The organism is Pseudomonas reidholzensis (assembly GCF_900536025.1).
Taxonomy (GTDB): domain Bacteria; phylum Pseudomonadota; class Gammaproteobacteria; order Pseudomonadales; family Pseudomonadaceae; genus Aquipseudomonas; species Aquipseudomonas reidholzensis.
This window is the reverse complement of record NZ_UNOZ01000031.1, coordinates 81796-106159: the sequence shown is the minus strand read 5'-3', so window position 1 is coordinate 106159 and position 24364 is coordinate 81796. Positions and strand designations below refer to the sequence as shown.

Annotated in this window: 24 protein-coding genes; 18 read left to right on the top strand and 6 right to left on the bottom strand. The window is 65.2% G+C overall.

Annotated elements, in window-relative coordinates:
• Positions 1-54: 54 nt before the first annotated feature.
• The 6 genes from adk (at position 55) to CCOS865_RS22750 (ending at position 4314) form a co-directional block, all read left to right on the top strand.
• Positions 55-702, top strand: coding sequence for an adenylate kinase (adk, locus tag CCOS865_RS22775; protein ID WP_119145078.1), 648 nt, complete (start codon positions 55-57; stop codon positions 700-702).
• An 89-nt stretch (positions 703-791) separates the two neighbouring features.
• Complete coding sequence (gene tsaB / locus CCOS865_RS22770) at positions 792-1466, top strand: tRNA (adenosine(37)-N6)-threonylcarbamoyltransferase complex dimerization subunit type 1 TsaB (RefSeq protein WP_119145076.1); 675 nt, start codon at positions 792-794, stop codon at positions 1464-1466.
• A gap of 130 nt (positions 1467-1596) precedes the next feature.
• A complete protein-coding gene (locus CCOS865_RS22765) occupies positions 1597-1884 on the top strand; it encodes a hypothetical protein (protein WP_119145074.1) in 288 nt (95 codons plus the stop codon).
• 3 nt (positions 1885-1887) lie between these two features.
• Positions 1888-2757 carry a DUF72 domain-containing protein gene (locus CCOS865_RS22760; RefSeq protein ID WP_119145072.1) on the top strand — a complete coding sequence of 290 codons (870 nt, stop codon included), beginning with the start codon at positions 1888-1890 and terminating at the stop codon, positions 2755-2757.
• A 30-nt stretch (positions 2758-2787) separates the two neighbouring features.
• Positions 2788-3618 carry an isocitrate lyase/PEP mutase family protein gene (locus CCOS865_RS22755; protein WP_119145070.1) on the top strand — a complete coding sequence of 277 codons (831 nt, stop codon included), beginning with the start codon at positions 2788-2790 and terminating at the stop codon, positions 3616-3618.
• Positions 3619-3624: 6 nt separating this feature from the next.
• Positions 3625-4314, top strand: coding sequence for an extensin-like domain-containing protein (locus CCOS865_RS22750; protein ID WP_119145068.1), 690 nt, complete (start codon positions 3625-3627; stop codon positions 4312-4314).
• Between the two features lies 1 nt (position 4315).
• Here CCOS865_RS22750 and CCOS865_RS22745 read toward each other — a convergent pair whose 3' ends face one another.
• On the bottom strand, positions 4316-4936 hold the full coding sequence (locus CCOS865_RS22745; protein WP_119145066.1) for an energy transducer TonB: 621 nt from the start codon (positions 4934-4936) through the stop codon (positions 4316-4318).
• Positions 4937-5051: 115 nt separating this feature from the next.
• Between CCOS865_RS22745 and CCOS865_RS22740 the strand changes: the two genes are divergently transcribed.
• The 6 genes from CCOS865_RS22740 to CCOS865_RS22715 all read left to right on the top strand — a co-directional run bounded on the left by CCOS865_RS22740 (position 5052) and on the right by CCOS865_RS22715 (position 10642).
• Entirely contained in the window at positions 5052-5813 is a 762-nt protein-coding gene (locus CCOS865_RS22740; protein WP_415842602.1) for a class I SAM-dependent methyltransferase, read from the top strand.
• A gap of 307 nt (positions 5814-6120) precedes the next feature.
• Entirely contained in the window at positions 6121-6639 is a 519-nt protein-coding gene (locus CCOS865_RS22735; protein ID WP_119145062.1) for a TRAP transporter small permease, read from the top strand.
• Entirely contained in the window at positions 6639-7922 is a 1284-nt protein-coding gene (locus CCOS865_RS22730; RefSeq protein WP_119145060.1) for a TRAP transporter large permease subunit, read from the top strand. Before CCOS865_RS22735 ends, CCOS865_RS22730 begins: the two co-directional genes overlap by 1 nt.
• 28 nt (positions 7923-7950) lie before the next feature.
• Complete coding sequence (locus CCOS865_RS22725) at positions 7951-8949, top strand: TRAP transporter substrate-binding protein (RefSeq protein WP_119145058.1); 999 nt, start codon at positions 7951-7953, stop codon at positions 8947-8949.
• Between the two features lie 58 nt (positions 8950-9007).
• Entirely contained in the window at positions 9008-9808 is an 801-nt protein-coding gene (locus CCOS865_RS22720) for a carbon-nitrogen hydrolase family protein (RefSeq protein WP_119145056.1), read from the top strand.
• A 30-nt stretch (positions 9809-9838) separates the two neighbouring features.
• Positions 9839-10642 carry an HpcH/HpaI aldolase family protein gene (locus tag CCOS865_RS22715; protein WP_244216171.1) on the top strand — a complete coding sequence of 268 codons (804 nt, stop codon included), beginning with the start codon at positions 9839-9841 and terminating at the stop codon, positions 10640-10642.
• 45 nt (positions 10643-10687) lie between these two features.
• Here CCOS865_RS22715 and CCOS865_RS22710 read toward each other — a convergent pair whose 3' ends face one another.
• A complete protein-coding gene (locus tag CCOS865_RS22710; RefSeq protein ID WP_119145052.1) occupies positions 10688-11587 on the bottom strand; it encodes a LysR family transcriptional regulator in 900 nt (299 codons plus the stop codon).
• Positions 11588-11699: 112 nt separating this feature from the next.
• Between CCOS865_RS22710 and CCOS865_RS22705 the strand changes: the two genes are divergently transcribed.
• From CCOS865_RS22705 to CCOS865_RS22690, 4 genes are all read left to right on the top strand, one after another.
• Complete coding sequence (locus CCOS865_RS22705) at positions 11700-12371, top strand: RraA family protein (protein ID WP_119145050.1); 672 nt, start codon at positions 11700-11702, stop codon at positions 12369-12371.
• Between the two features lie 66 nt (positions 12372-12437).
• The gene (locus CCOS865_RS22700) at positions 12438-13487 is read left to right on the top strand and encodes a TRAP transporter substrate-binding protein (RefSeq protein WP_119145048.1); all 1050 of its coding nucleotides are present in this window, start codon (positions 12438-12440) and stop codon (positions 13485-13487) included.
• A 34-nt stretch (positions 13488-13521) separates the two neighbouring features.
• On the top strand, positions 13522-14127 hold the full coding sequence (locus tag CCOS865_RS22695) for a TRAP transporter small permease subunit (RefSeq protein WP_119145046.1): 606 nt from the start codon (positions 13522-13524) through the stop codon (positions 14125-14127).
• A complete protein-coding gene (locus CCOS865_RS22690; RefSeq protein ID WP_119145044.1) occupies positions 14121-15404 on the top strand; it encodes a TRAP transporter large permease in 1284 nt (427 codons plus the stop codon). Before CCOS865_RS22695 ends, CCOS865_RS22690 begins: the two co-directional genes overlap by 7 nt.
• A 4-nt stretch (positions 15405-15408) precedes the next feature.
• Here CCOS865_RS22690 and CCOS865_RS22685 read toward each other — a convergent pair whose 3' ends face one another.
• Positions 15409-16050, bottom strand: coding sequence for a TetR/AcrR family transcriptional regulator (locus CCOS865_RS22685; RefSeq protein ID WP_119145043.1), 642 nt, complete (start codon positions 16048-16050; stop codon positions 15409-15411).
• 169 nt (positions 16051-16219) lie between these two features.
• Here CCOS865_RS22685 and CCOS865_RS22680 point away from each other — a divergent pair, with 169 nt between their 5' ends.
• Positions 16220-17320: an efflux RND transporter periplasmic adaptor subunit gene (locus CCOS865_RS22680; RefSeq protein WP_119145041.1), complete on the top strand. Its 1101-nt coding sequence runs from the start codon at positions 16220-16222 to the stop codon at positions 17318-17320.
• Between the two features lie 6 nt (positions 17321-17326).
• Positions 17327-20392: an efflux RND transporter permease subunit gene (locus CCOS865_RS22675; RefSeq protein ID WP_119145039.1), complete on the top strand. Its 3066-nt coding sequence runs from the start codon at positions 17327-17329 to the stop codon at positions 20390-20392.
• Positions 20393-20516: 124 nt separating this feature from the next.
• On the opposite strand, the gene CCOS865_RS22670 is transcribed toward CCOS865_RS22675, so the two are convergent.
• The 3 genes from CCOS865_RS22670 to plsB form a co-directional block, all read right to left on the bottom strand.
• Positions 20517-21206 (bottom strand): DUF4197 domain-containing protein, encoded by a 690-nt coding sequence (locus CCOS865_RS22670; protein WP_119145037.1) that lies wholly within the window; start codon positions 21204-21206, stop codon positions 20517-20519.
• Positions 21207-21239: 33 nt separating this feature from the next.
• Positions 21240-21638, bottom strand: a complete 399-nt coding sequence (locus CCOS865_RS22665; protein ID WP_119145035.1) for a YbaY family lipoprotein — start codon at positions 21636-21638, stop codon at positions 21240-21242.
• An 81-nt stretch (positions 21639-21719) separates the two neighbouring features.
• Positions 21720-24218, bottom strand: coding sequence for a glycerol-3-phosphate 1-O-acyltransferase PlsB (gene plsB / locus CCOS865_RS22660; protein WP_119145033.1), 2499 nt, complete (start codon positions 24216-24218; stop codon positions 21720-21722).
• Positions 24219-24364: the final 146 nt, after the last annotated feature.

Genomic DNA, 24364 nt, shown 5'->3' with positions numbered 1-24364 from the left:
TTGGCCCTGACGCCGAATCCATTGATTTGCATAAAAAAATATGAGGAGCACGAGATGCGCGTAATTCTGCTGGGAGCTCCCGGGGCCGGTAAAGGTACTCAGGCAAAGTTCATCACCGAGAAGTTCGGTGTTCCACAGATCTCCACCGGTGACATGCTGCGTGCCGCGGTGAAGGCTGGTACTCCATTGGGCCTGGAAGCCAAGGCGATCATGGACGCCGGCAAGCTGGTTTCCGACGAGCTGATCATCAACCTGGTCAAGGACCGGATCGCCCAGGCCGACTGCGCCAATGGCTTCCTGTTCGACGGCTTCCCGCGCACCATTCCGCAGGCTGAAGCCCTGGTCACCGCCGGCGTCGAGCTGGACGCCGTGGTCGAGATCGCCGTGGAAGACGAAGAGATCGTCCAGCGTATCGCCGGCCGTCGTGTGCACGAAGGCTCGGGCCGCGTCTACCACGTGGTCTACAACCCGCCGAAAGTGGCCGGCAAAGACGATGTGACCGGTGAAGACCTGGTCCAGCGCAAGGACGACACTGAAGAAACCGTGCGTCATCGCCTGTCGGTCTACCACGACCAGACCAAGCCACTGGTCGCCTTCTACCAGAACCTGGCTGCCGCCAACGGCAAGCCGAAGTACAGCCACATCGAAGGTGTCGGCTCGGTTGAAGCGATTACCGCCAAGGTCCTGGCAGCCCTGAGCTGATCCTTGCCTTGTAGCTGACAACGGCCCGCTTGCGGGCCGTTGTCGTTTATACTGGCGCGCTCTTCCCCTTGCGTTTGGAAACCCGTTCGATGACCACCCTGCTGGCCCTGGATACCGCCACCGAAGCCTGTTCCGTCGCGCTGCTGCATGACGGCAAGGTGACCAGCCACTATGAGGTCATCCCCCGCCTGCATGCGCAAAAGCTGCTGCCGATGATCAAGCAACTGCTGGCCGACTCGGGGGTGCCGCTGAGCGCCCTCGACGCCATCGCCTTTGGCCGTGGGCCGGGCGCCTTTACCGGCGTGCGCATCGCCATCGGTGTGGTGCAGGGCCTGGCGTTTGCCCTGGAGCGTCCGGTGCTGCCGGTCTCCAACCTGGCGGCACTGGCCCAGGGCGTACTGCGTGAGCGCGGCCTGCAGCACGTTGCGGCGGCCATCGATGCGCGCATGGACGAGGTGTACTGGGGGTGCTACCAGGCCAGCGACGGCGAAATGCGCCTGGTCGGGCGTGAGGCAGTGATTGCTCCCGAGCGCGTCGCGCTGCCCGAGGGCAGCACCGGCGACTGGTTTGGCGCCGGTACCGGCTGGAGCTACGGCGAGCGCCTGGCGGTGCCGGTGAGTGCCAGCGATGCCACGTTGCTGCCCAACGCCCTCGACGTCCTCAGCCTGGCCGGTTATGCCTGGGCGCGGGGCGAGGCGATCCCGGCCGACCAGGCGCAACCGGTGTACTTGCGCGACAATGTCGCGACGCCCAAGGCGTTCTGACGGCTGTTCGTCGGCTAATCACCTTCGCGCTAAACCTTTCGTATGAAATGTGGTCCAGTTATCACAACGGCATTCGCGGTGTACGGTGGATGCTGCTAGATTGCCATCATTGGTCCTGAGTGTTCATTTCATGCGTATCGACGGCTTCTCCTCGCAGTCCTATCCGATCAAGCGCCCTACGCGCAAGGCACCGGTGCGTGATGAAGCGGTAGAAGACGCCGAGCTGATCGAGGACACCGACGTGCCGCAGGAGGCGCGCACGCCGCGTCGCAGCGGCGGCCTGCCGGCCCGCCCGCAGGACATGATCTTCCCCCGCGCGCGCGACCGGCGCACCGCAACCGCGCTGGCCAGCTACCTGGCCACCGCCGGCTTCAGCGAATGGGAGATGGATGTGATGGGGCTGGATCTGTACATTTGATGGATGAATCCATCGCTACTGCCTTACTTTCTCGGTTGTCCGTCCTGGAGTGAAAACGCCTGGCGCGACTACCTGTACCCCGCCGACGCCAAACCCACTGAATTCCTCGGCCTGTACAGCCAGGTGTTCAATGCCGTCGAAGGCAACACCACCTTCTATGCCCGCCCTGCGCTCGCCACGGTAGCCCGCTGGGCGCAGGTGATGCCGGCGCACTTTCGCTTTACCGCAAAATTTCCGGGTGACGTCAGCCACGCCGGCGACCTGCGTGAGCACCTGCAGTCGGCGATCGATTTCACCCGCTTGTTGGCGCCGTTGGGCGATCGCGTGTCACCTTACTGGTTGCAATTGCCCAAGGGGTTCGGCCCCGCGCGTCTGCCGGAGCTGGACTACTTCCTCGATCAGATCGGTGTACCGGTCGCGGTCGAGGTGCGCAACAACGCCTTCTTCGCCCGTGGCGAGGAAGAGCGGGCACTCAATCGGCTGCTGCTCGGGCGCGGCGTAGAGCGGATCTGCCTGGACCCGCGCGCGCTGTTCAGCTGCAGCTCGAGCGACCCCGCAGTGCTCCATGCGCAATCCAAGAAGCCGCGTGTGCCGCCCCGCCCTGCAGCCTTCAGCCAGCACCCGCAGGTGCGTTTCATCGGCCATCCGCAGCTGGAGGCGAACGAGCCGTTCCTGACGCCGTGGGTGGCCAAGGTTGCCGAATGGATCGAGCAGGGGCTTACCCCGTATATCTTCCTGCACACCTCGGACAACCGCCTGGCTGCCGCCCTGGCCCAGCGTTTTCACCAGCGCCTGAGCGAACGTTTGCCGGGCCTGGCAGCGTTGCCGGAATTGCCGCGCGCCCCTGAGGTCGAACAGCTAGGACTACTCTGACCACTCCTCAACCTGCCGGAGCCTGTGACCATGGATGTGCAAACCCTGCGAGCGGAGGCCTTCAAGGCGCTGCATGAGCGTGATGGCGCCTTTGTCATCCCCAACCCCTGGGATGCCGGCTCGGCGCGGCTGCTGGCCAGCCTCGGCTTCGAGGCCCTGGCGACTACCAGCGCCGGCCTGGCGTTCAGCCTCGGTCGGCCGGACGCGGAGGGCGCGCTGAGTCTCGATGAGACCCTGGCCAATGCCCGCTCGATCGTCGATGCCACGCCGCTGCCGGTGGCCGCCGACCTCGAGAATGGCTTCGGCGACCTGCCGGAATCGTGCGCCCAGACCATTTTGCGCGCCGCTGAGGCTGGGCTGGTTGGCGGCTCGATCGAGGACGCCAGTGGCCGCGTGGATGCCCCGATCTATGATTTCGGCCTGGCCGTCGAGCGTGTCCGCGCCGCGGTGCAGGCCGCGCGTAGCCTGCCGTTCCCCTTCACCCTGTGTGCCCGTGCGGAAAACCTGCTGCACGGACGCCTGGACCTCGACGACACCATCCTGCGCCTGCAGGCGTATGCCGAGGCGGGTGCCGATGTGCTGTACGCGCCGGGCCTGCGCAGCGTCGACGAAGTGCGCGCGGTGGTTCAGGCCGTCGCGCCGAAGCCGGTGAATGTGCTGATGGGCCTGGCAGGGGTACCGTTAAGCGTGAATCAGCTGGAGGACCTCGGCGTGCGCCGGATCAGCGTCGGTTCGTCGTTGGCGCGGGCGGCGCTGGGGGCGTTGCAGCGGGCGGCGCTGGAGATTCATGAGCACGGTACGTTCGGCTATGCCGAGCAGGCGCTGCCGTTTGCCCAGCTCAATGACCTGTTTCGGCGCTGAGCCCGGATGCGCTGGCTAGCCTGGCTGCTGCTGGCGCTGCTGCTTGTGGCGGGGCAGGCCTGGTACCTGGGCTGGCGCCCACCGGCGGAGTGGAACCCGTGGGCGGTGCTCGACGTACGGCAGCCGCCAAACCTGCTCAGCCCGTACAAACTGTCGCGCCTGCGCAACGATCCAGCGCTGTGCCAACAGGCCCTGGCGACATCAGCCCTGCGCTATCGCCAGCAGGCCGACAGCCCGGCGAGCGCGCGCTGCCCTCTGCACAACGTGTGGCGAGTCGAGGCGGGCCAGGCGCGCCTGAGCAGCAGTTTTCTCGCCAGCTGCCCGCTGGCGGTGGCCTATGCACTGTTCGAGGCGCACGGCCTGCAGCCCGCCGCGCAGCGCGTGTTCGGCCAGCCGGTGGCGCAGGTCGAGCACCTGGGCAGCTTTGCCTGCCGCAACGTCTATAACCGCAAGCAAGGTCGCCTGAGCCAGCATGCGACGGCCAATGCCCTGGACATCAGCGGCTTTCGCCTGAAGGACGGCCAGCGCATCGTCCTGGCCCAGGACTGGCAGGCGGGCGGGCAGAAGGCGGAGTTTCTTCGGCAGGTGCGCCAGGCGGCCTGCGACAGTTTCAGTACGGTATTGGGGCCGGACTACAACGCCGCGCACCACAATCACTTTCACCTGGACATGGGGCTTTGGCAGATCTGCCGATGACTCAGGCGTGAACGCGGACGTTGTTCAGCACCACCGGGCGCGCCCAGTGGGTATCGAACGCGAGGTCGTTCTGCTGTTGCGCCAGGGTGCTGTCATCGAACGGCTCTGGGGCAGGGTCCAGCAGGTTCGCTTCGAGCTCGGCGATCGGCAGGTACAGCGGGCGCGGTGCAGGTGCGGCAGCCGGCGTGGGCAGTGGCTGACCCTGGCTCATGACCACCGGGCGCAACCAGCTGTTGTTGAGGTCGAGGTCGCGTTGCTGCTGGATCAGTTCGACGGCGCTGAACGGCTCTGCGGCAGGCTCCAGCAGATTGGCCTCGAGCTCTGCCTTGGGCAGGAACAGCGGCTCGGGCGGTGCGACCTGGGTGTCTTTGACGTTGCACGCGCGCTGCGCGTCGATCAGTGCCAGGGCGCGGGCGCCACCGACCGGTTCGCCGCTGCTCTGGTCATACTGCACCAGCGCCTGGCTGAAGGCGTCTTCTTCCTGACCTTGCTGGTCGGCCATCGCCCGGGCAAAGAAATCCTGCCACAGGTGGCTGACGCCGCCGAGTGCCTGGGTATTCTGCCGACCGTAGTTGCCGACAGGCGACAGGTAGGTCAAGCCGATGGGAAGAGTATCTGACATGGCAGTTGCGCGTGTTGTGCTCTGGCAGAATAGCGGATACTGCGTGTATCGGCCGTGGCCGGCGTTTCATTAATTATTTCGGGTGCGGGAACGGATGGTAGAGCAAGAGCAGGGCATGGGCATCAGGGTCGAGGCAATGGCCCCGGAGTACCAGGCGCAAGCGGCGGCGTGGGCCGAGCGACTGGGGCTGCCGTTGGCTGACGAGGCGGCGGGGTTCGCGGTGCAGGTGGGCGCTGAGGGGTTGCAGGTGCAGCAGCTCGGGCCGCAGGCGCCGGGCCCGGTGCGGGTGGATTTCGTCGAGGGCCAGGCTGCGCATCGGCGGCTGTTTGGCGGTGGCAGTGGGCAGATGATCGCCAAGGCCGTGGGCATCGCCCAAGGCGTCCGCCCGCAGGTGCTGGATGCCACTGCGGGGTTGGGCAAGGATGCGTTCGTGCTGGCCAGCCTCGGTTGCCAGATGACCCTGATCGAGCGTCAGCCGCTGATTGCCGCGTTGCTCGAGGATGGCCTGGCGCGCGGCCGCGGTGATGGCGAGGTGGGGCCTATCGTCGCGCGGATGCGTTTGCTGGTAGGCAATGCCATCGAGCAAATGCGCGGCTGGGAGGGTGAACCGCCGCAGGTGATCTACCTCGATCCGATGTTTCCGCACCGCGACAAGAGCGCCCTGGTGAAGAAGGAGATGCGGGTGTTCCGGCCGTTGGTCGGGGACGACCTGGACGCGCCGGCGTTGCTCGAGGCGGCGTTGGCCTTGGCCAGTCACCGGGTGGTGGTCAAGCGCCCGCGCAAGGCGCCGATCATCGACGGGCCCAAGCCGAGTCATAGCCTCGAAGGCAAATCGAGCCGTTATGACATCTACCCGAAGAAGGCCTTGAAGGCCTGAGGGCAGGATCGATGCATCGCGGCTGATCGCAGCGATGCGCGCCAGCCCGCTCCTGCGCACCGGCAGGGGCGGGCTGGGCTGCGATGATCGGTATTCCTTATTGCCCTGATAAAAATGTTGAGGCAGCGAGGAACGGGCATTTTCGCAGACACTTTGTTGGGTCATACGACGACGTATAACCAAAAAATAACAAGGTGATCTCCATGCTCAGTTCACGTCCTCGTGCGCAGACCTGCGTCCGCGTCGCTGGCCCCGAAAGGCCATGTCCTCCCGCCCACTTCCCGCCAGTCGATCTGCGGGAGGCGCCATGAAAACACTCCTCAACGGCTACTTTCTGGCGCTCAAGGTCCTGGTCGTCGCGTGCCTGGTGTGCATCACGTGCCTGATCTTCACCAACGTCGTGCTGCGCTACGGCTTCAATTCCGGGCTGTTCTTCAGTGAAGAGTTCTCGCGCCTGGCGTTCGTCTGGCTGGTGTTTGCCGGCGCCCAACTGATGCTCCATGAAAACGGCCACATCGGCGTCGACGTGCTGACCAGCCGCGTTTCGCCGCAGATGGGCAAGTACCTGCTGGCACTCACGCAAGTGCTGATGCTCTACGTGACCTGGCTGTTTTTCGACGGCAGCTGGAAGCAGACCCTGATCAACCTGCACGTCGGCGCACCCTCGACCGGCATCTCCATGGCGCTGTTCTACGGCGCCGGCCTGGTGTTCTCGGTGTTCAGCGGTTTGCTGCTCAGCGCCCAGCTGATCAAGACCCTGATCAGCGCGCCCGCCGCGCCCAGCCCTGAGCACACCCCGGCAGTCGAGCAGGGAGCAGTCAAATAATGGCCCTTTACGTATTCGTTGGCGTGCTGATGGCCGCCATTCTGATCGGTGTGCCGATCGCTTATGCGCTGATCCTCTGTGGCGTTGCCCTGATGGGCCTGCTGGGCCTGTTCGACGGGCAGATCATCGCGCAGAACATCATCAACTCGGCCGGCAGCTTTCCGCTGTTGGCGATCCCGCTGTTCATCATTGCCGGTGAGGTGATGAACAGTGGCGGGCTGTCCAAGCGCATCATCAACCTGGCGATTGCCATGGTCGGGCACATGCGCGGCGGCTTGGGCTACGTGACCATCTTTGCCGGTGTGCTGCTGTCGAGCCTGTCCGGTTCGGCGCTTGCCGATGCCGCGTCGCTGACCGCGCTGCTGCTGCCGATGATGGTCATCGCCGGCTACAACCGCAATCGCTCGGGCGGCCTGATCGCCTCGGTGTCGGTGCTCGGTTCGATCATCCCGCCGAGCATCGGCTTCGTGGTCTTCGGCGTCGCCTCGGGCCTGTCGATCACCAAGCTGTTTCTCGCCGGGATCGCCCCGGGGCTGTTGATCGCCCTGGCCCTGGTCATCGCCTGGTGGCTGGTGTCGCGCCGTGATACCGATGTCCAGTTGAGCCCCAAGGCCTCCGGCAAGGAACGTCTCAAGGCCTTCGTCGACAGTATCTGGGCGCTGATGCTGCCGGTGATCATCGTCGTCGGCCTGCGCTTTGGCGTGGTGACCCCGACCGAGGCCGGCGCGGTGGCCAGCGTCTATGCGCTGCTGGTGTCGTGCCTGGTGTACCGCGAGCTCGACCTGAAGTCGCTCAACGACCTGCTGCTGCGTGCCGGCAAGACCACGGCGGCGGTGATGTTCCTGGTGGCCTGTGCGTCGATCCCGGCCTGGATGATCACCATCGCCGATATCCCCGGGCAGATCATCGACCTGATCCAGCCGGTGATCGACAGCCCTCGGCTGCTGATCGTGGTGCTGATGCTGCTGATCCTGCTCATCTCGATGGTCATGGACCTCACCCCGACCGTGCTGCTGCTGGCGCCGATCCTGGTACCGGTGGTCACCGCGGCGAACATCGACCCGATCTATTTCGGCGTGCTGTTCATGGTCAATTGCTCGATCGGCCTGATCACGCCGCCGGTGGGCACGGTGCTCAACGTGGTCTGCGGTATCGGCCGAATGCGCTACGAAGCGCTGCTCAAAGGCACCTTCCCGTTCCTCATCGCGGAAATCGTCGTGCTCTTCCTGCTGGTGATCTTCCCCGAGCTGGTCACCGTGCCTGCGCAATGGTTTGCCCACTGAACACCTGACAATAAAAAAGGAACACACCATGAACAAACGCCTAGCCGCGGTGGTTGCCATGCTGCTCGTCAGCAGCATGAGCGTTGCCGCCGAATACAATTCGCGGGTCATCAAGTTTGCCGCCACCAGCCCCAAGGGCACGCCCCCGGCGATCGGCATGGAGCTGTTCGCCAAGCAGGTCGAGGCGCGCAGCGGTGGCAAGATCAAAGTGCGCACTTTCCCCAACGGTGTGCTCGGCGGTGATGTACAGGTGCTGTCGTCGCTGCAGGGCGGGGTGATCGAAATGATGACCTGGAACGCCGGCCTGATGCTCAATCATGTGACCGACTTCGGCATCCTCGACTTCCCGTTCCTCTACACCGACACCGCCAAGGTCGATGCCATGCTCGACGGCGAGGTGGGCAAGATGCTCACCGACCAGTTGCCGGAGAAGAACCTGGTCGGCCTGGCGTTCTGGGAGCTGGGCGTGCGCAACCTGAGCAACAATGTGCGCCCGGTGCAGAAGATGGATGACATCGCCGGGCTGAAAATCCGCGCCCAGCAGTCGCCGTTGTTCCTCGATGTGTGGACCGCGCTGGGTGCCAACCCCACACCGCTGCCGTTCACCGAAGTGCACACCGCGCTGGAAACCGGCACCGTCGACGGCCAGGAAAACCCCGCCGCGCTGATCCTCGCCTCGAAATTCAACGAGGTGCAGAAGTACCTGAGCCTGACCCGGCACAACTACAACCCGCAGATCGTGCTGATCGGCAAGACCTTCTGGGACTCGCTCAATGCCGACGAGCAGAAGCTCTTGTCGGAGGTGGCCATGGAAGTGCGCCTGGAGCAGCGGCGGATCTCCCGCGAAGCCGACGGCAAGGCGATTGCCGAGCTACAGGCCTCTGGCATGCAGGTCAACGAGCTGCCGGCCGAGGAGGTCGCGCGGATCCAGCAGACCATCCGCCCGGTGATCAGCAAGTACGCCGCGCAGATCAATCCCGAGCTGGTGCGCAAGGTCTACCAGGCCATGGACTTCAACCCGCAGTGACGCCACGCCCTTTCGCGCGCTGCTGCGGTGGCGCGCCCAATGCTCCAAGAGGAACAGCATGAAAATCTCCGTTGCCCAGATCCACCCTGCCGAGCACCCGACCCAGACCATCGACAAGGTCGCTGCGCTGGCGCGCCAGGCGGCTGAGGAAGGCTCGCGCCTGATCACCTTCGCCGAATGCCTGCTGACCGGCGGCTCGTTCGACAGCCGTGAAGACCTCGAGCGCGGCGCGATCGCCATCGACGCCCTGACACCGCTGCTGGAGGTTTCGGCGCTGACCGGCATCCTTATCGTCGTCGGCTTCTATGAACGCCATGCGCAGTCGATCTTCAACACCGCGGCACTGATCGGCCCGCAGGGCATCATCGGCCTGCACCGCAAACGTCACCTGCCGTTCATGATCGGTGACCGCTTCACCGATCGTCCGCAGGAGTGGACGGTGCCGATCTTCGACACCGAGATCGGCCGCATCGGCCTGGCCATCTGCTACGAGATCCGCTTCCCCGAGGTGGTCCGTACCTTGGCCCTGGAAGGTGCCGATATCGTTGTCCTGCCCGCCGCCTGGCCGGAGCAGGCACGCATGCTGCCGGACATCTTCAGCACCGTGCGGGCGGCGGAAAACATGGTCTATTTCGTGGCGCCGAACCGCAACGACATGGATGGCGGCATGCAGTTCATCGGCACCAGCCACATCATCGAGCCGTCCGGCAAGACCCTGGTGCGCGCGGGGCTGGAAGATGGCGTGTTCAGTGTCGAGATCGACCTGGCCAAGGCCCGCAACAAGTCGCTGATCCGCGACCCTGGCGTGTTCGAGGTGCACCCGTTCCGCGACCGCCTGCCAGAAACCTATCGCCTCTGATGGCCACCCCCACCCACACAGGTTCTGACCATGACCACGCATGATCAACCGCTGTCATTGAAGCAACGCATGTCGGGCGCAACCACCTTTGGCATGAACATCTACAGCACCGCCTGCATGCCCATCGAGGTGGCGGGCAACTGGGGCCTGGACTTCGTCTTCATCGACGCCGAACACACCGCCCTGGGCGTCGACCGGGACATGGAAAAACTCCTGTTGGCGGCCAGGAGCGCCGCCATTCACAGCCTGGTGCGGGTGCGCGGCACGCTCGAATGGGATATCCGCAAGGCCTTGGAAATGGGCGCGTCGGGCGTCATCGTGCCGCAGGTGCACAACGCCGCGCAGATGCGCGAGATCATCCGCTTCAGCAAGTTTGCGCCGCTGGGCCGGCGCGGCGGCGACAGCTCGGTGCGCTCGGCGGGCTACGCCGGGCCGGGGTTCGACTGGGCGCGCTACACCGAGGCGCAGAACGCCCAGAGCGTGATTGTGCCGATGGCCGAGAGCTACGAGTTCTTCGACAACATCGATGAAATCCTCGCGGTCGAGGGCATCGACGCGGTGCATTTCGGCCCGGCTGACTACTCACTTTCGCGCGGCCTGCCGGTCGACTACCGACTGGGCAACCCCGAGGTACTCGAGCGCCTGCAGCTGTTGATCAGCAAGTGCCATGCACGCTCGATCAAGGTCATGGTGCCGTGCTTCCCGGCTGACCTGGACACCGCCCGGCGGCTGATCGAGATGGGCAGCGACATGCTCCTGATGGGCAGTGACCTGTCGTGGCTGAACAGCGCCGGGCAGCAGATCGCCGCGGTGCAGCAGGCGTTGCGCGGCTAACGCCCAGGCGCTGCGGGGCAGGGATGCCCGGCAGCGCCTGGCGGCTCAATCGACCAGGAAGTTCTGTTTGACCAGGGTCGCCCGGGTGATCGCGACCAGCTCTTCGAGCTGCAGGTCGGGCCGCTCCGTGAGGTACGACAGGCAGAACCGGGCGGGCGCTATCGGCGGGTCGCACGGGAGGATCTTGAGCATGTCGACCGCGAGCATGTCGCGGATCAACGGCACCGGCAGGATGCCGATCGCGTGACCGGCCGAGACCATCTTGGCGATGAACGCCAGCGAGTTGCTCGAATGAAAGGCGTTCGAGGCCATCCCACCTTCCTTCAACCAGCGCTCGACCACCGAATACAAGGTCGAGGGGGCGCTGTGCGTAACGATCGAATGCGCCCCCGCCTGCGCCGCCATGAACGGCCCTTCGCCCACCTCCAGGTGCTGCGCGGCTACCCACTGAAAGGTCATCCAGCCGAGGAACACATCGGTGACGTCCTCGCGCGTGGCCGGGTTGGTCAGCAGGGCGATATCCAGCTCATGGTCGTTGAGTTTGCGATTGAGTTCGGCGCCGACGTTGATCGAGATTTCCAGGGTGATTTCCGGGAAGTGCGCCTTGATCTCGCTGATTACGGCGGTCAGGCCGACCATGGCCGAACACTCGTCAGCGCCCAGGCGCAAGCGTCGATGGACCTTCTGCTTGGCCGCGAACTGTTCCAGCTGAACGCTGTTGTTGAGCACCAGCTCGGCATGCCTGAGTGCGGTGTGGCCATCGGCGGTGAGGGTCATGCGCTGCTTGCTGCGATCGAACAGCTTGACGCTCAACAGCGACTCCATCTCCTTGATCCGCGAAGAGATGGCCGGCTGGGTCAGATGAAGATGGCGAGAGGCTGCATGTGCGCCGCCCAAACGGGCCGTCCAGTAGAACGCCTCGATCTGCATCAGGGTAATTCGCATGATAAAAATATCCCCGAAATCGGCTCATTGATTTTTATTATCGACACGAAGACGTGCTTGTTAGGATGACTGAACCCATACGGAAATGCATCCATCAGAAGAAGACTTGCTCATGTACCTCATTGAACAACTTCCCGAGCAGATCGCCGCTGACGATCTCGCTGTGCTGCTCAAGGCCGAGCCCGCCACCATTGGCCACTTCACCACCCGCGGTATCCCCAGCCCTGACATCAAGGCGCACCTGCAGGCCGTGCGGGCCGTCGGCACCGCCGTCACGGTACGCATGCCGGGCACCGATGGCGGCATCCTGCATTACGCCATGGGCTGCGCGCGGCCGGGGGACTTCCTGGTCGTCGATCGTTGCGGCGAGCGGGTCACTGCGGCGCTCGGCGGGGCCATGGCGTATGCCGCCAAGCAGGCCGGGATCGCCGGGATCATCGTCGACGGCCTGGTGACCGACCTCGGCGAGATTCGCCAGCATGGCGTGCCGGTCTGGTCGCGTGGCGCCAGTGCGGTGACTACGCGTATCCTCGCCGCTGAAGGCGAGTTCTGCACCCCTATCCAGTGCGGCGGCGTGGTCGTGCAGCCGGGTGATGCGGTGGTGGCGGACGAGAACGGTATCGTCATCCTCAGGCCTGGCCAGGTGCGCGCGCTGGCCGAGCAGGCGATCGCCTTCCAGGAAAACGAAAAGCACACGCTGGCGCGCCTGGCCAAGGGGGAGAAGTTTCCCGACATCGTCGGCTCACGGCCGATGATCGATGCGGCGATCCGCTCGCGTTGCTGATCGACGCAGAGCCCGCTTCGCCTGCTGTCTGCGTCCCGTCGCTGCGCCCATAACCCCAGGACTAGCATGCCACTCTGCGCTCGAATCGCCCTGTTCATGGCCGCGCTGCTGCTGACCAGCCAATCCGTCCGTGGCGAAGACTATCCCGCCATCCGCTTCAACGTGGTGGGCGGTGGCAGCCACAACTACAGCTTTCGCGCGGTGGAACAACCCTTCTGGAACAAGACCCTGCCCGAGAGCTCGCAGGGCAAGGTCACCGCGCAACTGCTGGGCCTGTCGGAGAGCGGCCTCAAGGGCCCCGAGATCATTCGCCTGATGCGCTTTGGCGCGGTCGACATCGGCATGGGCGTGTTCGCCTTTGTCGCCGGTGACGACGCCACCTTCGAAGGTGTCGACCTGCCGGGCATGGCCACCAGCATCGAGCAGGCCCGCGCCATCGCCGATGCCTACCGGCCAGTGCTCGAACAGCGCTTGGCCGAGCGCCATGGCATCAAGCTGTTGGCCACGGTGCCTTACACTGCCCAGGTGTTCTTCTGCCGCAAGCCGGTCAACGCCATCGGCGACCTCAAGGGCCGCAAGATCCGCACCCGCGGCAGGAACATGGCCGAGCTGGTCAAGGCCATCGGTGGCGCGCCGGTGACCCTGCCGTTCGCCGAGGTGGTGACGGCCATGCAGACCGGCGTCATCGACTGCGCGGTGACCGGTATCGGCTCGGGCAACGCCGCCAAGTGGTATGACGTGGCCGGCTACCTCTACAACCTGCCGGTGGACTGGTCGATCGGTTTCTACGGTATCGGCCTCGCGCGTTGGCAGCAGTTGCCGGCTTCGGTGCAACAGCTGTTGCAGGCACAGACGCGGGTCCTCGAGGATGCCTTGTGGCAGGCCACCGGCAACGAGAATCGCTACGCGCTGGCCTGCAACCTGGGCCAGCCCGACTGCCAGATTCACCACCCGGCGCACATGACGGTGTCGGCGCCGAGTGCAGCTGAGCGCCAGTCGCTACGGCACATCGTCATCGACATCGCCAACGAGTGGGGCAAGCGTTGTGGCGCCGCCTGCAGCGCGCGCTGGAACGCCAGCGTCGGCACGCTCGTCGGTGTGCAACTGAACAACTGAGGCGAACGCCGTCTTTTTTCCGGAGAGCCGTAGCATGCACAAGGTCCGTTCAGGCGCGAGCTTCATCAACGCGATTGCCAACGTCGGCATCTGGGGCGGCGGGCTGGCCTTGCTCGGCTGTGCCGCGCTGATCGGGGTCGACCTGGTCCTGCGCAAGACGCTCGGTGTGTCCATGGGCGGGGCCGACGAGATCGCCGGGTATGTGCTGGCGATCACCAGCGCCTGGGCCTTCCCGGTGGCGCTGCTGAAGCGCTCGCACGTGCGCGTCGACATTCTCTATGCGCGCCTGGGGCTCAAGCCGCGGGTGCTGCTCGACCTGTTCGCGCTGCTGTGCATGGCGCTGCTGGTCGGCACACTGCTGGTGCATGCGGGCAACGTGCTGCGTGACTCGATCGAGTACCACTCGGTCTCCAATACGCCGTTGCAGGTGGCGCAGTGGATCCCGCAATCGATCTGGTTTGCCGGCTACCTGTTCTTTGCCCTGGTGGTGCTGGTGCTGCTGGTCAGCAGCCTCGATCACTTGCGCCACGGCCGCTGGGCTGCGGTGAGCCGGCTGATCGGCATCAATTCGGTCGAGGAAGAAATCGACAAAGAACTCAGCCCCAGCCCAGCGCTGCGCAAGGAGCAAGATCCATGCTGAGCCTGACCCTGGTCATCCTGCTGGCCCTGCTGGCCCTGAGCGTCGCGGCGGCGGTCAGCGTAGGCCTGCTCGGCATGTCGCTGTCGATGTTCTACTCGACCCTGCCGCTGAGCAGTGCCATGGGTGAGATCGCCTGGAACACCAGCGCCGAGTTCCTCCTGGTGGCGATCCCTCTGTACATCCTGATGGGCGAATTGCTGGTGTGTTCGGGGGTGGCGGGGCGGATGTACCAGGCGGTCGAGAAATGGCTGTCGTGGCTGCCCGGTGGCCTGATGAATTCGAACATCGGCGCGTCGGCGCTGTTCTCCGCCACCAGTGGCTCCAGCGTGGCGACCGCGGCGACCATCTCGACCCTGGCCATCCCGCAGCAGCAGCGCAAGGGCTACAACGCGCCGCTGTTCCTCGGCTCGATCGCCGCGGGCGGGACGCTGGGCATCCTCATTCCGCCGTCGATCAACATGATCCTGTTCGCCCTGATCGCCAACGTCTCGGTGCCCAAGCTGTACCTGGCGGCGACAATCCCCGGCATTCTGCTGAGCCTGATGTTCGTCGCGGTGATCGTCGTGGCCTGCCTGATCCGCCCCGAACTGGGTGGCACCCGCGAGCACTACAGCTGGGCCGAGCGCCTGGCGAGCGTGCCCGACCTGCTGGCGCCGCTGGCGATCTTCGTCCTGGTGATCGGGTCGATCTACAGCGGCTTCGCCACCGCCAGCGAGTCGGCAGCGCTGGGCGTGCTCGCGGCCTTCGGCCTTGGCCTGTGGCGGCGGAGCCTGACCTGGCAGAGCCTGGGCAAGGCGTTCGAGGCGACCCTGCGCACCACCGGCATGATCATCCTGATCACCCTGTCGGCGTTCTTCCTCAACTTCGTGCTGGCCTCCATCGGCCTGACCACGGCCCTGGTGGGCTTTGTCAGCGACCTGGGGATCTCGCCCATGGCGACCCTGCTGGTGATCATCCTGTTCTACATCGTGCTGGGCTGCTTCATGGACACCCTGGCCATGCTGATCACCACCGCGCCGCTGATCGTGCCGATTGTCGTGGGGCTGGGGTTCAACCCGCTGTGGTTCGGCGTGATCATGATCATCCTCTGCGAGATGGGGCAGATCACCCCGCCGTTCGGCATGAACCTGTTCGTGGTGCAGAGCATCCGCGGCCGCGGCAATTTCATGGACGTGGTGTATGGCGCGCTACCGTTCTGTGTAGCGCTGTTGGCCCTGATCGCGCTGCTGATCGGCTTTCCGCAGTTGGCCCTGTGGCTGCCGCAAGCGGTCTCGTGAGCCGTCAGTCGCGGTAGGCGCGGATAAACAGCTCGACCACTTCGCGCACATGCGCCTCGGCCTCGTCGCCCTCGAGTGCCGGCGCACAGCCCAGCAGCAGGCGGTAATCCGGCGCGCCCTTGATCAGGCAGAAGAAGTGCTCTGCCGCGTGCAACGGATTTGCAATCCGCAGCAGGCCGCGCTCGGCTACGCAGCGCAGCAGTGCCTCCATCTCGGCGACCACCCGCTTGGGCCCCGCCTCATAGAAGAACGCTCCGAAACTCGGGTCCTGGCTGCCCAGGGCGATGATCAAGCGGCTCAACTTCACCGCCTCGTCACTGCTGATCAGCGCCTGGAAACTGCGGCCGATGTTCAGCAGCACCTGATCGAGTGGCACGTCTTCGGGCAGCTCGAAGATCAACTCTGGCAGTTGGCTCTGGCAGGTCGCCATGACCGCCGAGCTGAACAGGGTCTGCTTGTCGGTGAAGTGGCTGTAGACCGTCAGTTTTGAAACACCTGCCGCCGCAGCGACCGCATCCATGCTGGTGTTGCCATAGCCAAGGCTGAGAAACAGCGCCTTGGCGGCTTCGAGGATGGCCTGCCGCTTGGCCAGGTCCTTCGGCCGGCCGGGGCCGATGGGTGCGTCGTTGGGCATTGGAATCCGCATCTCGGTGAACAGGCGCTCATCTTACCGGGTCAGGCGCGGTCCGGCTGCAACCAGCGACCAATCGTTAATATCGATTTTCTCCGACAGCGGCTTCCCGGCGTCGTTTCGCTGATTTAATATACTCGGCAGTATAAATATTCAAAGTGCTTTTCGCAGAAGGTCTTCCATCATGTTGCGTCATGCCTTGTCCATCGTTTTGCCCGCCGCTGCAGCCTTGCTGCTGGCCGCCTGCGGCCAGGAAGCCAGCGCCCCGGCCACGCCGCGTCCGGCGCTGGTGGTGCAGCCCCAGCCGGCTGCTGCTGCCGTCGACAGCTACCCGGGCGAGGTGCGGGCCAGGTTCGAACCGGAGCTGGCCTTCCGTATCGCCGGCAAGGTCAGCAAGCGGCTGGTCGAGGAGGGCCAGCGGGTCAAGGCCGATCAGCCGTTGGCCGAGCTCGACCCGCAGGACGTGCGCCTGCAGCTGGAGGCCAACCGCGCCCAGCTGGCGGCGGCCCAGGCCAACCTGGCACTGGTGCAGGCCGAGCGTGAGCGCTACCGCAAACTGCTCGACCGGCAGATGGTCAGCCACTCCCAGTACGACAATGCAGAGAACCTCTACCGCGCTGGCATGGCGCGGCTCAAGCAGGCCAAGGCCGAGTTCGATGTCGCCGGCAACCAGGCCGACTACGCCGTGCTGCGTGCACCGCGGGCGGGGCTGATCGCCAAGCGCCAGGTCGAAACCGGCCAAGTGGTGGCGGCCGGGCAGACGGTGTTCACCCTGGCCGCAGATGGCGAGCGCGAGGTGCTGATCGGCCTGCCAGAGCAGCAGTTCGCACGCTTCGCGGTCGGCCAGGCGGTCAGCGTCGAACTCTGGTCGCACCCCAACCAGCGTTTTGCCGCGCATATCCGTGAGCTGTCACCGGCCGCCGATCCGCGCTCGCGCACGTTCGCCGCGCGGATCGCCTTCGATTCGACCGACGCCCCGGCCGAGCTGGGCCAGAGCGCGCGGGTATTCGTTGCCCACGACGGCCAGGTGCCGCTCTCGGTGCCGCTCTCGGCGGTCACTGCCGAGCAGGGCCAGGCGTATGTCTGGCGGGTCGGCAAGGACAAGCGCCTGCAGCGTGCGGCGGTGCGCCTGGGGGCCTATGGCGCCGACAGCGTGCCGGTGCTCGAAGGGCTCACGGCCAGCGACTGGGTGGTCGCTGCCGGTGGCCATGTACTGCGTGAGGGGCAGCAGGTGCGGCCCGTCGACCGCAGCAACCGCGACGTCGACCTGGCGGCCAAGGAGTAAGTCCCGATGGGTTTCAACCTTTCCGCCTGGGCGCTGCGCAATCGCCAGATCGTACTGTTCCTGATGATCCTGCTCGCGGCCGTCGGCGCGATGTCCTACACCAAGCTGGGGCAGAGCGAGGACCCGCCGTTTACCTTCAAGGCCATGGTCATCCAGACCGTCTGGCCCGGCGCGACGGCCGAGGAGGTCGCGCGTCAGGTCACCGAACGCATTGAAAAGAAGCTGATGGAGACCGGCGAATACGAAAAGATCGTCTCGTTCTCGCGCCCCGGCGAATCGCAAGTGACCTTCGTGGCCCGCGACTCGCTGCACTCCAAGGACATTCCCGAGCTGTGGTACCAGATCCGCAAGAAGGTCGCGGACATCCGCCATACCTTGCCGCCGGAAATCCAGGGGCCGTTCTTCAATGACGAGTTCGGTACCACGTTTGGCAATATCTATGCGCTGACCGGTGAAGGCTTTGACTACGCCGTGCTCAAGGATTACGCCGACCGCATCCAGATCCAGCTGCAGCGGGTCAAGGACGTCGGCAAGGTCGAGCTGATCGGCCTGCAGGACGAGAAGATCTGGATCGAGCTGTCCAACCTCAAGCTGGCGACCCTCGGCGTGCCGCTGGCGGCGGTCAAGCAAGCCCTGCAGGAGCAGAACGCGGTGAGCACCGCCGGCTTCTTCGAGACCCCCAGCGAGCGCCTGCAGCTGCGCGTCAGTGGCCGTTTCGACAGCGTTGAGCAGATTCGTCAGTTCCCCATCCGGGTCGGCGAGCGGACCTTGCGCATCGGCGATGTGGCCGAGGTGCACCGCGGCTTCAACGACCCACCCGAACCGCGCATGCGCTTCATGGGCGAAGACGCCATCGGCCTGGCGGTGGCGATGAAGGACGGCGGCGATATCCTCGTGCTGGGCAAGGCGCTGGAAAGCGCGTTCGAGCGGCTGGCGCACAACTTGCCGGCGGGGATGGAGCTGCGCAAGGTCTCGGACCAGCCGGCGGCGGTCAAGGCCGGGGTCGGCGAGTTCGTTCAGGTGCTGATCGAGGCCCTGGTGATCGTATTGCTGGTGAGCTTCTTCTCGCTCGGCCTGCGCACCGGCCTGGTGGTGGCCTTGGCCATTCCGCTGGTGCTGGCCATGACCTTTGCCGCGATGCACTACTTCGGCATCGGCCTGCACAAGATCTCGCTTGGCGCGCTGGTGCTGGCGCTGGGGCTACTGGTGGACGACGCGATCATTGCCGTGGAGATGATGGCGATCAAGATGGAGCAGGGCTTCGACCGCTTCAAGGCGGCCAGCTATGCCTGGACCAGCACGGCGTTCCCGATGCTCACCGGTACCCTGATCACTGCGGCGGGCTTCCTGCCGATTGCCACGGCGGCGTCGAGCACCGGCGAGTACACCCGGTCGATCTTCCAGGTGGTGACCATTGCCCTGCTCACCTCGTGGGTGGCGGCGGTGCTGTTCGTGCCATACCTGGGCGAGCGCCTGCTGCCGGACCTGGCCAAGCGCCATGCGGCGCGGCATGGCAGCGACGGGCAGGCGCCCGACCCGTATGCCACGCCGTTCTACCAGCGCGTGCGGCGCCTGGTCGAGTGGTGCGTGCAGCGCCGCAAGACGGTGATCGTGCTGACCCTTGCCGCGTTTGTCGGCAGCCTGCTGTTGTTCCGCTTCGTGCCGCAGCAGTTCTTCCCGGCGTCGGGCCGCCCCGAGCTGATGATCGACCTGAAACTGGCCGAGGGCGCCTCGCTGAGTAATGCGGCCGAACAGGTCAAGCGCCTCGAGGGCCTGCTCAAGCAGCAAGACGGCATCGACAATTATGTGGCCTATATCGGCACCGGCTCGCCACGCTTCTACCTGCCGCTTGACCAGCAGTTGCCCGCGCCGAGCTTTGCCCAGTTCGTCGTCCTGGCGAAGTCGCTGGAGCAGCGTGAGGCGTTGCGCAGCTGGCTGATCGGCACGCTGGACGAGCAGTTCCCGCAGTTGCGCTCGCGCGTCACGCGCCTGGAAAACGGCCCGCCCGTGGGGTATCCGGTGCAGTTCCGGGTGACCGGCGAGCACATCGAGCAGGTGCGTGCGCTGGCCCGTCGGGTGGCCGACAAGGTGCGCGACAACCCGCATGTGGTCAACGTCCACCTGGACTGGGAAGAGCCGAGCAAGGCGGTGTTCCTGGAGATCGATCAGGACCGTGCGCGCGCCTTGGGGGTGAGCACGGCGCACCTGTCGAGCTTCTTGCAGAGCTCACTGACCGGCAGCCGGGTCAGCCAGTACCGCGAAGACAATGAACTGATCGAGATCCTCTTGCGCGGCACCGTTGAAGAGCGCAGCGACCTGGCCAACATAGGCAGCCTGGCGGTGCCCACCGAGAACGGCCAGAGTGTCGCCCTGGCGCAGGTGGCGACCCTTGAATACGGCTTCGAGGAGGGCGTCATCTGGCACCGCAACCGCCTGCCGACGGTCACCGTGCGTGCCGATATCTATGACAAGGAGCAGCCGGCGACGCTGGTCCAGCAGATCCTGCCGAACTTGCAGGAGGTGCGCGCGAGCCTGCCGGACGGCTACCAGCTGGAAATCGGCGGCACCGTGGAAGACGCCGAGCGCGGGCAGAAGTCGGTCAACGCCGGCATGCCGTTGTTCGTCGTGGTGGTGTTAAGCCTGCTGATGATCCAGCTGCGCAGCTTCTCGCGCACGGTGATGGTGTTCCTCACCGCACCGTTGGGGCTGATCGGGGTGACGTTGTTCCTGTTGGTGTTCCGTCAGCCGTTCGGCTTCGTGGCGATGCTCGGGACCATTGCCCTGGCGGGGATGATCATGCGCAACTCGGTGATCCTGATCGATCAGATCGAGCAGGACATCGCCTCGGGGATGGCACGCTGGCAGGCGATCATCGAGGCCACGGTGCGGCGCTTCCGGCCGATCGTGCTGACCGCGCTGGCGGCGGTGCTGGCGATGATCCCGCTGTCGCGCAGCGTGTTCTACGGGCCGATGGCGGTGGCGATCATGGGCGGATTGATCGTTGCCACGGTGCTGACGTTGTTGTTCCTGCCGGCGTTGTATGCGGCGTGGTTCAAGGTCAGCAAGGAGTGAAGCGTTTGGGGCCGCCGTGCGGCCCTTCGCGGGCAAGCCCGCTCCTACAGCTTGGTTCATACCTGTAGGAGCGGGCTTGCCCGCGAAGGGTTGCGAAGCAGCCCCCGGCGATACAACGGTTGAATCAGAGCGCGCCGAAGACTTTCTTGGCCAGGCTGGTCGCCGCCTGGGCCGGGTTCTGGCGAATGCTCTGCTCTTGCTTGGCAACCATCTCGAACAGCCCATCCAGGGCCTTCTCGGTCACGTAGCTTTCGACGCTGGCAGTCTTCGAGCTACCCAGGCCGAGCGCCGAAGCCTGACCGGCGAAGCTGTTGTACTGCTGGACCACACCGACCTTGTCGGTCGCCGCCTTGACGATCGGCAGGAACTTGGCGCGGATCTGCTCGCGGCTGCTCGTGTTCAGGTACTGGGTGGCAGAGTCGTCACCGCCGCTGAGGATGCCCTTGGCATCGGTCACGGTCATCTTCTTCACCGCATCGACCAGAATTGCCTGGGCCTGTGGCATGGCCGCTTCGGCGGCTTTGTTCATGCCGTCTTCGAGGGCCGTGACCTGGTCACCCTTGCCGAGCATCTTCATGGTCTTGGCGACCTTGCCGAGGTTGCCGGGCAGCTCGATGCGCACGTCGGGGTTGTTGCTGAAGCCGCCCGGGGTGCTCAGTTGCTTGACCGCAACTTGTGCACCTTGGGTCAGGGCATCCTTGAGGCCGCCGGCTGCGTCCTGCTGGGTCAGGTCGCCGAGCGACAGGGCCAGGGCGCTGGCCGACAGCAACAGACCGGCGCACAGGGTGGAGAGGCGCAGGGAGGAGCGAATCATGGGTACTTCCTTTTAACGGGTAATTGAGCGGAATCAGCGAACCGGATCGACCTTGATCCGCACGGGCTGTACGGCGCTGCCGTCGAGCTCGACGCCGTGGTGTTCGGTATTGATGAACAGCAGCTTGCCGTCCAGTTCGATGCGCGCACTGAGCGCATAGCGATGGCCAGGCTTGACCTGTGCCGGGTCGTACGTCAGGTGGAACGGCAGCGGCACGTTGCCCTTGATCGGCCCGGCCTGGCTGGCCAGGGTCACCGCCGGGGCGTCCATCAGCGAGACGTCCTGCAGGCTCACGCTGAGGGTTGCGCTGGGCGGCAGGGCGATGCGCTGCAGGTAGAAGACTTCGCCATCCAGGCTGGCCTGGTGCGAGGGGCTGGTGCTGGAGCAGGCTGCGAGCAGGGATGCGCAACACAGCATAAAGAGTTTTTTCATGGAATCTCCGTAGTCCTGGGGCCGGCTTGTGGCCAACCCCAGGGACTTTAGCGGATTTTCCCAGGCAGGTCGTGCGCTCGATCAGACGATGGCGGCGTGGATCGCCGCCGCTTCAGGCTCCTCGCGGTGCAGCGCGACCTGGCGAATCGACAGGCGCAACTCCGCCGACAGCACCCGCTTGGCCACGCCTTCGGCCAGTTCGCCGAGCTTGTCGTGGTAGCCCAGCTTGCCGTTGCCGTCCGGGCGCAACACACCTTGCTGCAGCAGTTGCTGGATGAAATGGCGGAACAGGGTCTTGTCGAAGAACTCCGGCGCATTCAGCCCATGCAGGATCGACAGGCGCTGGGCCATCATCACGCAGAGGTCTTCGAGCTCCTCGGCGGTCAGCGTCTGCTGGCCGTTGTTGAGCAGCAACGAGGTGGCCATGTAGTAGCGCTGCAGGGCGTGGGTGATGGTCCGCGCCAGCAGGGTCAGCAGGACGAACTGCCGCGAACTGGGCGCCGGACGCAGGTAGACGTCGTTCTCGAAGCGCAGCAGGCCTTGCTCGACGAATGCCCCGAGCCACTGGTCGATGACCGCGTCCAGCTCCTCCAGCGGCCAGCGCAGGAACAGCTCCGCCTGCAGGTACGGGTACAGCGCCTTGACGTACTGGCCGATCAGTTCGCGGCTCATCCGCGAGCTGCTCTGGAAAAAGCTCGCCAGCAGCGCGGGCAGGGCGAAGATGTGCAGCACGTTGTTGCGGTAGTAGGTCATCAATACCGCGTTGGCCTCATCCAGGTAGAGGATGCGCCCCATGGCGTCGTTCTGTTCGGCCAGCAGGTCCATGCCGCGCACGTGGCTGATCAGCGCCAGGCCATCGCCTTCGGGCAGGGTCGTGTGGGCCGAGTAGGGCACCTGGCGCAGCAGTGCCAGGTACAGGTCGAGGATGCGCACCAGGGCCCGCTCGTCCAGGGCATGGCGGCTGGTCGAGAGCAGCGCCAGGGCCACCAGGTTGACCGGGTTGATCGCCGCCGCTTCGTTGAGGTGGCGGGCCACCGTCTCGCCCAGGCGGGTGGTGGCCTGGTTGAGCCAGGCCGGGCGGAACTGCGGGCCGTGGTCCTGCTCGCGCCAGCCAGGCTGCTGCTGGTCGAGGAAGCCCGCCAGGCGGATCGGCTCGCCAAAGTTGACCGACACCTGGCCAAAGCGCTGCTTGAGCGCGCCAATGACCTTGAAGATGTCGAAGATCGACTCTTTCTTCTTGCTCGCCCCGCGCAGTTCGCCCAGGTAGGTACGCCCTTCGAGCACGCGCTCATAGCCGATGTACACCGGCACGAAGACGATCGGCGTGCGCGACGAGCGCAGGAAGCTGCGCAAGGTGATCGCCAGCATGCCGGTACGCGGCTGGAGCATGCGCCCGGTGCGCGAGCGGCCGCCTTCGACGAAGTACTCGACCGGGAAGCCTTTGCTGAACAGGGTGTGCAGGTACTCGTTGAACACCGCCGTGTACAGCGGGTTGCCCTTGAAGGTGCGGCGCATGAAAAACGCCCCGCCGCGCCGCAGCAGGCCGCCGATCACCGGCATGTTGAGGTTGATCCCGGCGGCGATGTGCGGTGGCGTCAGGCCGTTGCGGAACAGCAGGTAGGACAGCAGCAGGTAGTCGATATGGCTGCGGTGGCACGGCACGTAGATCACTTCGTGGCCCGGGGCGATGCTCTGCACCTGCTCGATGTTGTTGACCTTGATGCCGTCGTAGATCTTGTTCCAGAACCAGCTGAGCACCACTTCCATGAAGCGGATCGCGGTGTAGGTGTAGTCCGAGGCGATCTCATTGCCGTAGCGCAGCGCCTGCGCCTCGGCCTTGGCCAGGGGGATGTGCTCGCGCTCGGCCTCGTCGGCGATCGCCTGGCGCACCTGCGGGTCGTGGATCAGGCCCTTGACCAGGTTGCGCCGGTGCGAGATGTCCGGGCCGATCACGGCGGTCTTGAGGTTGCGGAAATGCACCCGCATCAGGCGCTGGGCCATGCGTACCGTGCGCTCGTGGCCCTTGTTGTGCTCCACCAGCTCGCGCAGGTGGATCGGCGCCGAGAACTGCACCCGGGTCTTGCGCCCGAGGATCAGGATGGTCAGCAAACGGCGCAGGCGGCCGGTGACCGCCCAGCTGTCGGCGAACAACAGCTTCCAGGGGCTGGATTCGCTGGCCGGGGTCTGCCCCCAGAACACGCTGACGGGGATGATCTGCGCGTCTTCTTCGGCATGCTGGCTGATCGCCGCGACCAGCCGCTCGAGGGTCGGCGGCGCGCCGCGTTTGTCCTGCCGGCCGAGCCAGTCCGGGTCGGGGGTCAGGTAGAAGAACGCCGCCGGCTCGTGCAGGTTGCCCACGGCAACGGGCAGCACCGGGCGCGGCAGCCCCGCCTTGGTGCACTCGCGGTCGAGCACCACCAGGTCGGTCAGCGCGGGCGAGGGCAGGGCGTAGAACACCGGGCGGCTGCGGTCGAGCTTGAGGGTCAGGGACGACTGGTTGATGGTCTCGGAGCGCACCCACAGGTACATCACGCGGCGCAGGGCGCCGAAGATCAGGCGTCGCAAGGGAGATCGGGTCATGGGGTATAGGTGCCCTGGAAGGAGATTCGGGTCGATTTCCAATCAGTTAGTCTGCCGTATCCGCGTAAGTTCAGCAAAAAACTGCAATTCATTTCCCGGTCATGAATTTTCTTTGTTCTGTGTCATATACTCGGTCCGCACCTTGC

What these genes read in the sequence shown, in the direction of transcription:
- CCOS865_RS22745 (WP_119145066.1), bottom strand. Translation starts at nt 4,936, where the DNA reads ATGTCAGATACTCTTCCCATCGGCTTGACCTACCTGTCGCCTGTCGGC.
- CCOS865_RS22720 (WP_119145056.1), top strand. Translation starts at nt 9,008, where the DNA reads ATGAAAATCTCCGTTGCCCAGATCCACCCTGCCGAGCACCCGACCCAG.
- CCOS865_RS22700 (WP_119145048.1), top strand. Translation starts at nt 12,438, where the DNA reads ATGCCACTCTGCGCTCGAATCGCCCTGTTCATGGCCGCGCTGCTGCTG.
- CCOS865_RS22730 (WP_119145060.1), top strand. Translation starts at nt 6,639, where the DNA reads ATGGCCCTTTACGTATTCGTTGGCGTGCTGATGGCCGCCATTCTGATC.
- CCOS865_RS22670 (WP_119145037.1), bottom strand. Translation starts at nt 21,206, where the DNA reads ATGATTCGCTCCTCCCTGCGCCTCTCCACCCTGTGCGCCGGTCTGTTG.
- tsaB (WP_119145076.1), top strand. Translation starts at nt 792, where the DNA reads ATGACCACCCTGCTGGCCCTGGATACCGCCACCGAAGCCTGTTCCGTC.
- CCOS865_RS22680 (WP_119145041.1), top strand. Translation starts at nt 16,220, where the DNA reads ATGTTGCGTCATGCCTTGTCCATCGTTTTGCCCGCCGCTGCAGCCTTG.
- CCOS865_RS22760 (WP_119145072.1), top strand. Translation starts at nt 1,888, where the DNA reads ATGAATCCATCGCTACTGCCTTACTTTCTCGGTTGTCCGTCCTGGAGT.
- CCOS865_RS22755 (WP_119145070.1), top strand. Translation starts at nt 2,788, where the DNA reads ATGGATGTGCAAACCCTGCGAGCGGAGGCCTTCAAGGCGCTGCATGAG.
- CCOS865_RS22740 (WP_415842602.1), top strand. Translation starts at nt 5,052, where the DNA reads ATGGGCATCAGGGTCGAGGCAATGGCCCCGGAGTACCAGGCGCAAGCG.
- CCOS865_RS22705 (WP_119145050.1), top strand. Translation starts at nt 11,700, where the DNA reads ATGTACCTCATTGAACAACTTCCCGAGCAGATCGCCGCTGACGATCTC.
- CCOS865_RS22695 (WP_119145046.1), top strand. Translation starts at nt 13,522, where the DNA reads ATGCACAAGGTCCGTTCAGGCGCGAGCTTCATCAACGCGATTGCCAAC.
- CCOS865_RS22710 (WP_119145052.1), bottom strand. Translation starts at nt 11,587, where the DNA reads ATGCGAATTACCCTGATGCAGATCGAGGCGTTCTACTGGACGGCCCGT.
- CCOS865_RS22715 (WP_244216171.1), top strand. Translation starts at nt 9,839, where the DNA reads ATGACCACGCATGATCAACCGCTGTCATTGAAGCAACGCATGTCGGGC.
- CCOS865_RS22725 (WP_119145058.1), top strand. Translation starts at nt 7,951, where the DNA reads ATGAACAAACGCCTAGCCGCGGTGGTTGCCATGCTGCTCGTCAGCAGC.
- CCOS865_RS22665 (WP_119145035.1), bottom strand. Translation starts at nt 21,638, where the DNA reads ATGAAAAAACTCTTTATGCTGTGTTGCGCATCCCTGCTCGCAGCCTGC.
- CCOS865_RS22685 (WP_119145043.1), bottom strand. Translation starts at nt 16,050, where the DNA reads ATGCGGATTCCAATGCCCAACGACGCACCCATCGGCCCCGGCCGGCCG.
- CCOS865_RS22750 (WP_119145068.1), top strand. Translation starts at nt 3,625, where the DNA reads ATGCGCTGGCTAGCCTGGCTGCTGCTGGCGCTGCTGCTTGTGGCGGGG.
- CCOS865_RS22765 (WP_119145074.1), top strand. Translation starts at nt 1,597, where the DNA reads ATGCGTATCGACGGCTTCTCCTCGCAGTCCTATCCGATCAAGCGCCCT.
- adk (WP_119145078.1), top strand. Translation starts at nt 55, where the DNA reads ATGCGCGTAATTCTGCTGGGAGCTCCCGGGGCCGGTAAAGGTACTCAG.
- CCOS865_RS22675 (WP_119145039.1), top strand. Translation starts at nt 17,327, where the DNA reads ATGGGTTTCAACCTTTCCGCCTGGGCGCTGCGCAATCGCCAGATCGTA.
- CCOS865_RS22735 (WP_119145062.1), top strand. Translation starts at nt 6,121, where the DNA reads ATGAAAACACTCCTCAACGGCTACTTTCTGGCGCTCAAGGTCCTGGTC.
- CCOS865_RS22690 (WP_119145044.1), top strand. Translation starts at nt 14,121, where the DNA reads ATGCTGAGCCTGACCCTGGTCATCCTGCTGGCCCTGCTGGCCCTGAGC.
- plsB (WP_119145033.1), bottom strand. Translation starts at nt 24,218, where the DNA reads ATGACCCGATCTCCCTTGCGACGCCTGATCTTCGGCGCCCTGCGCCGC.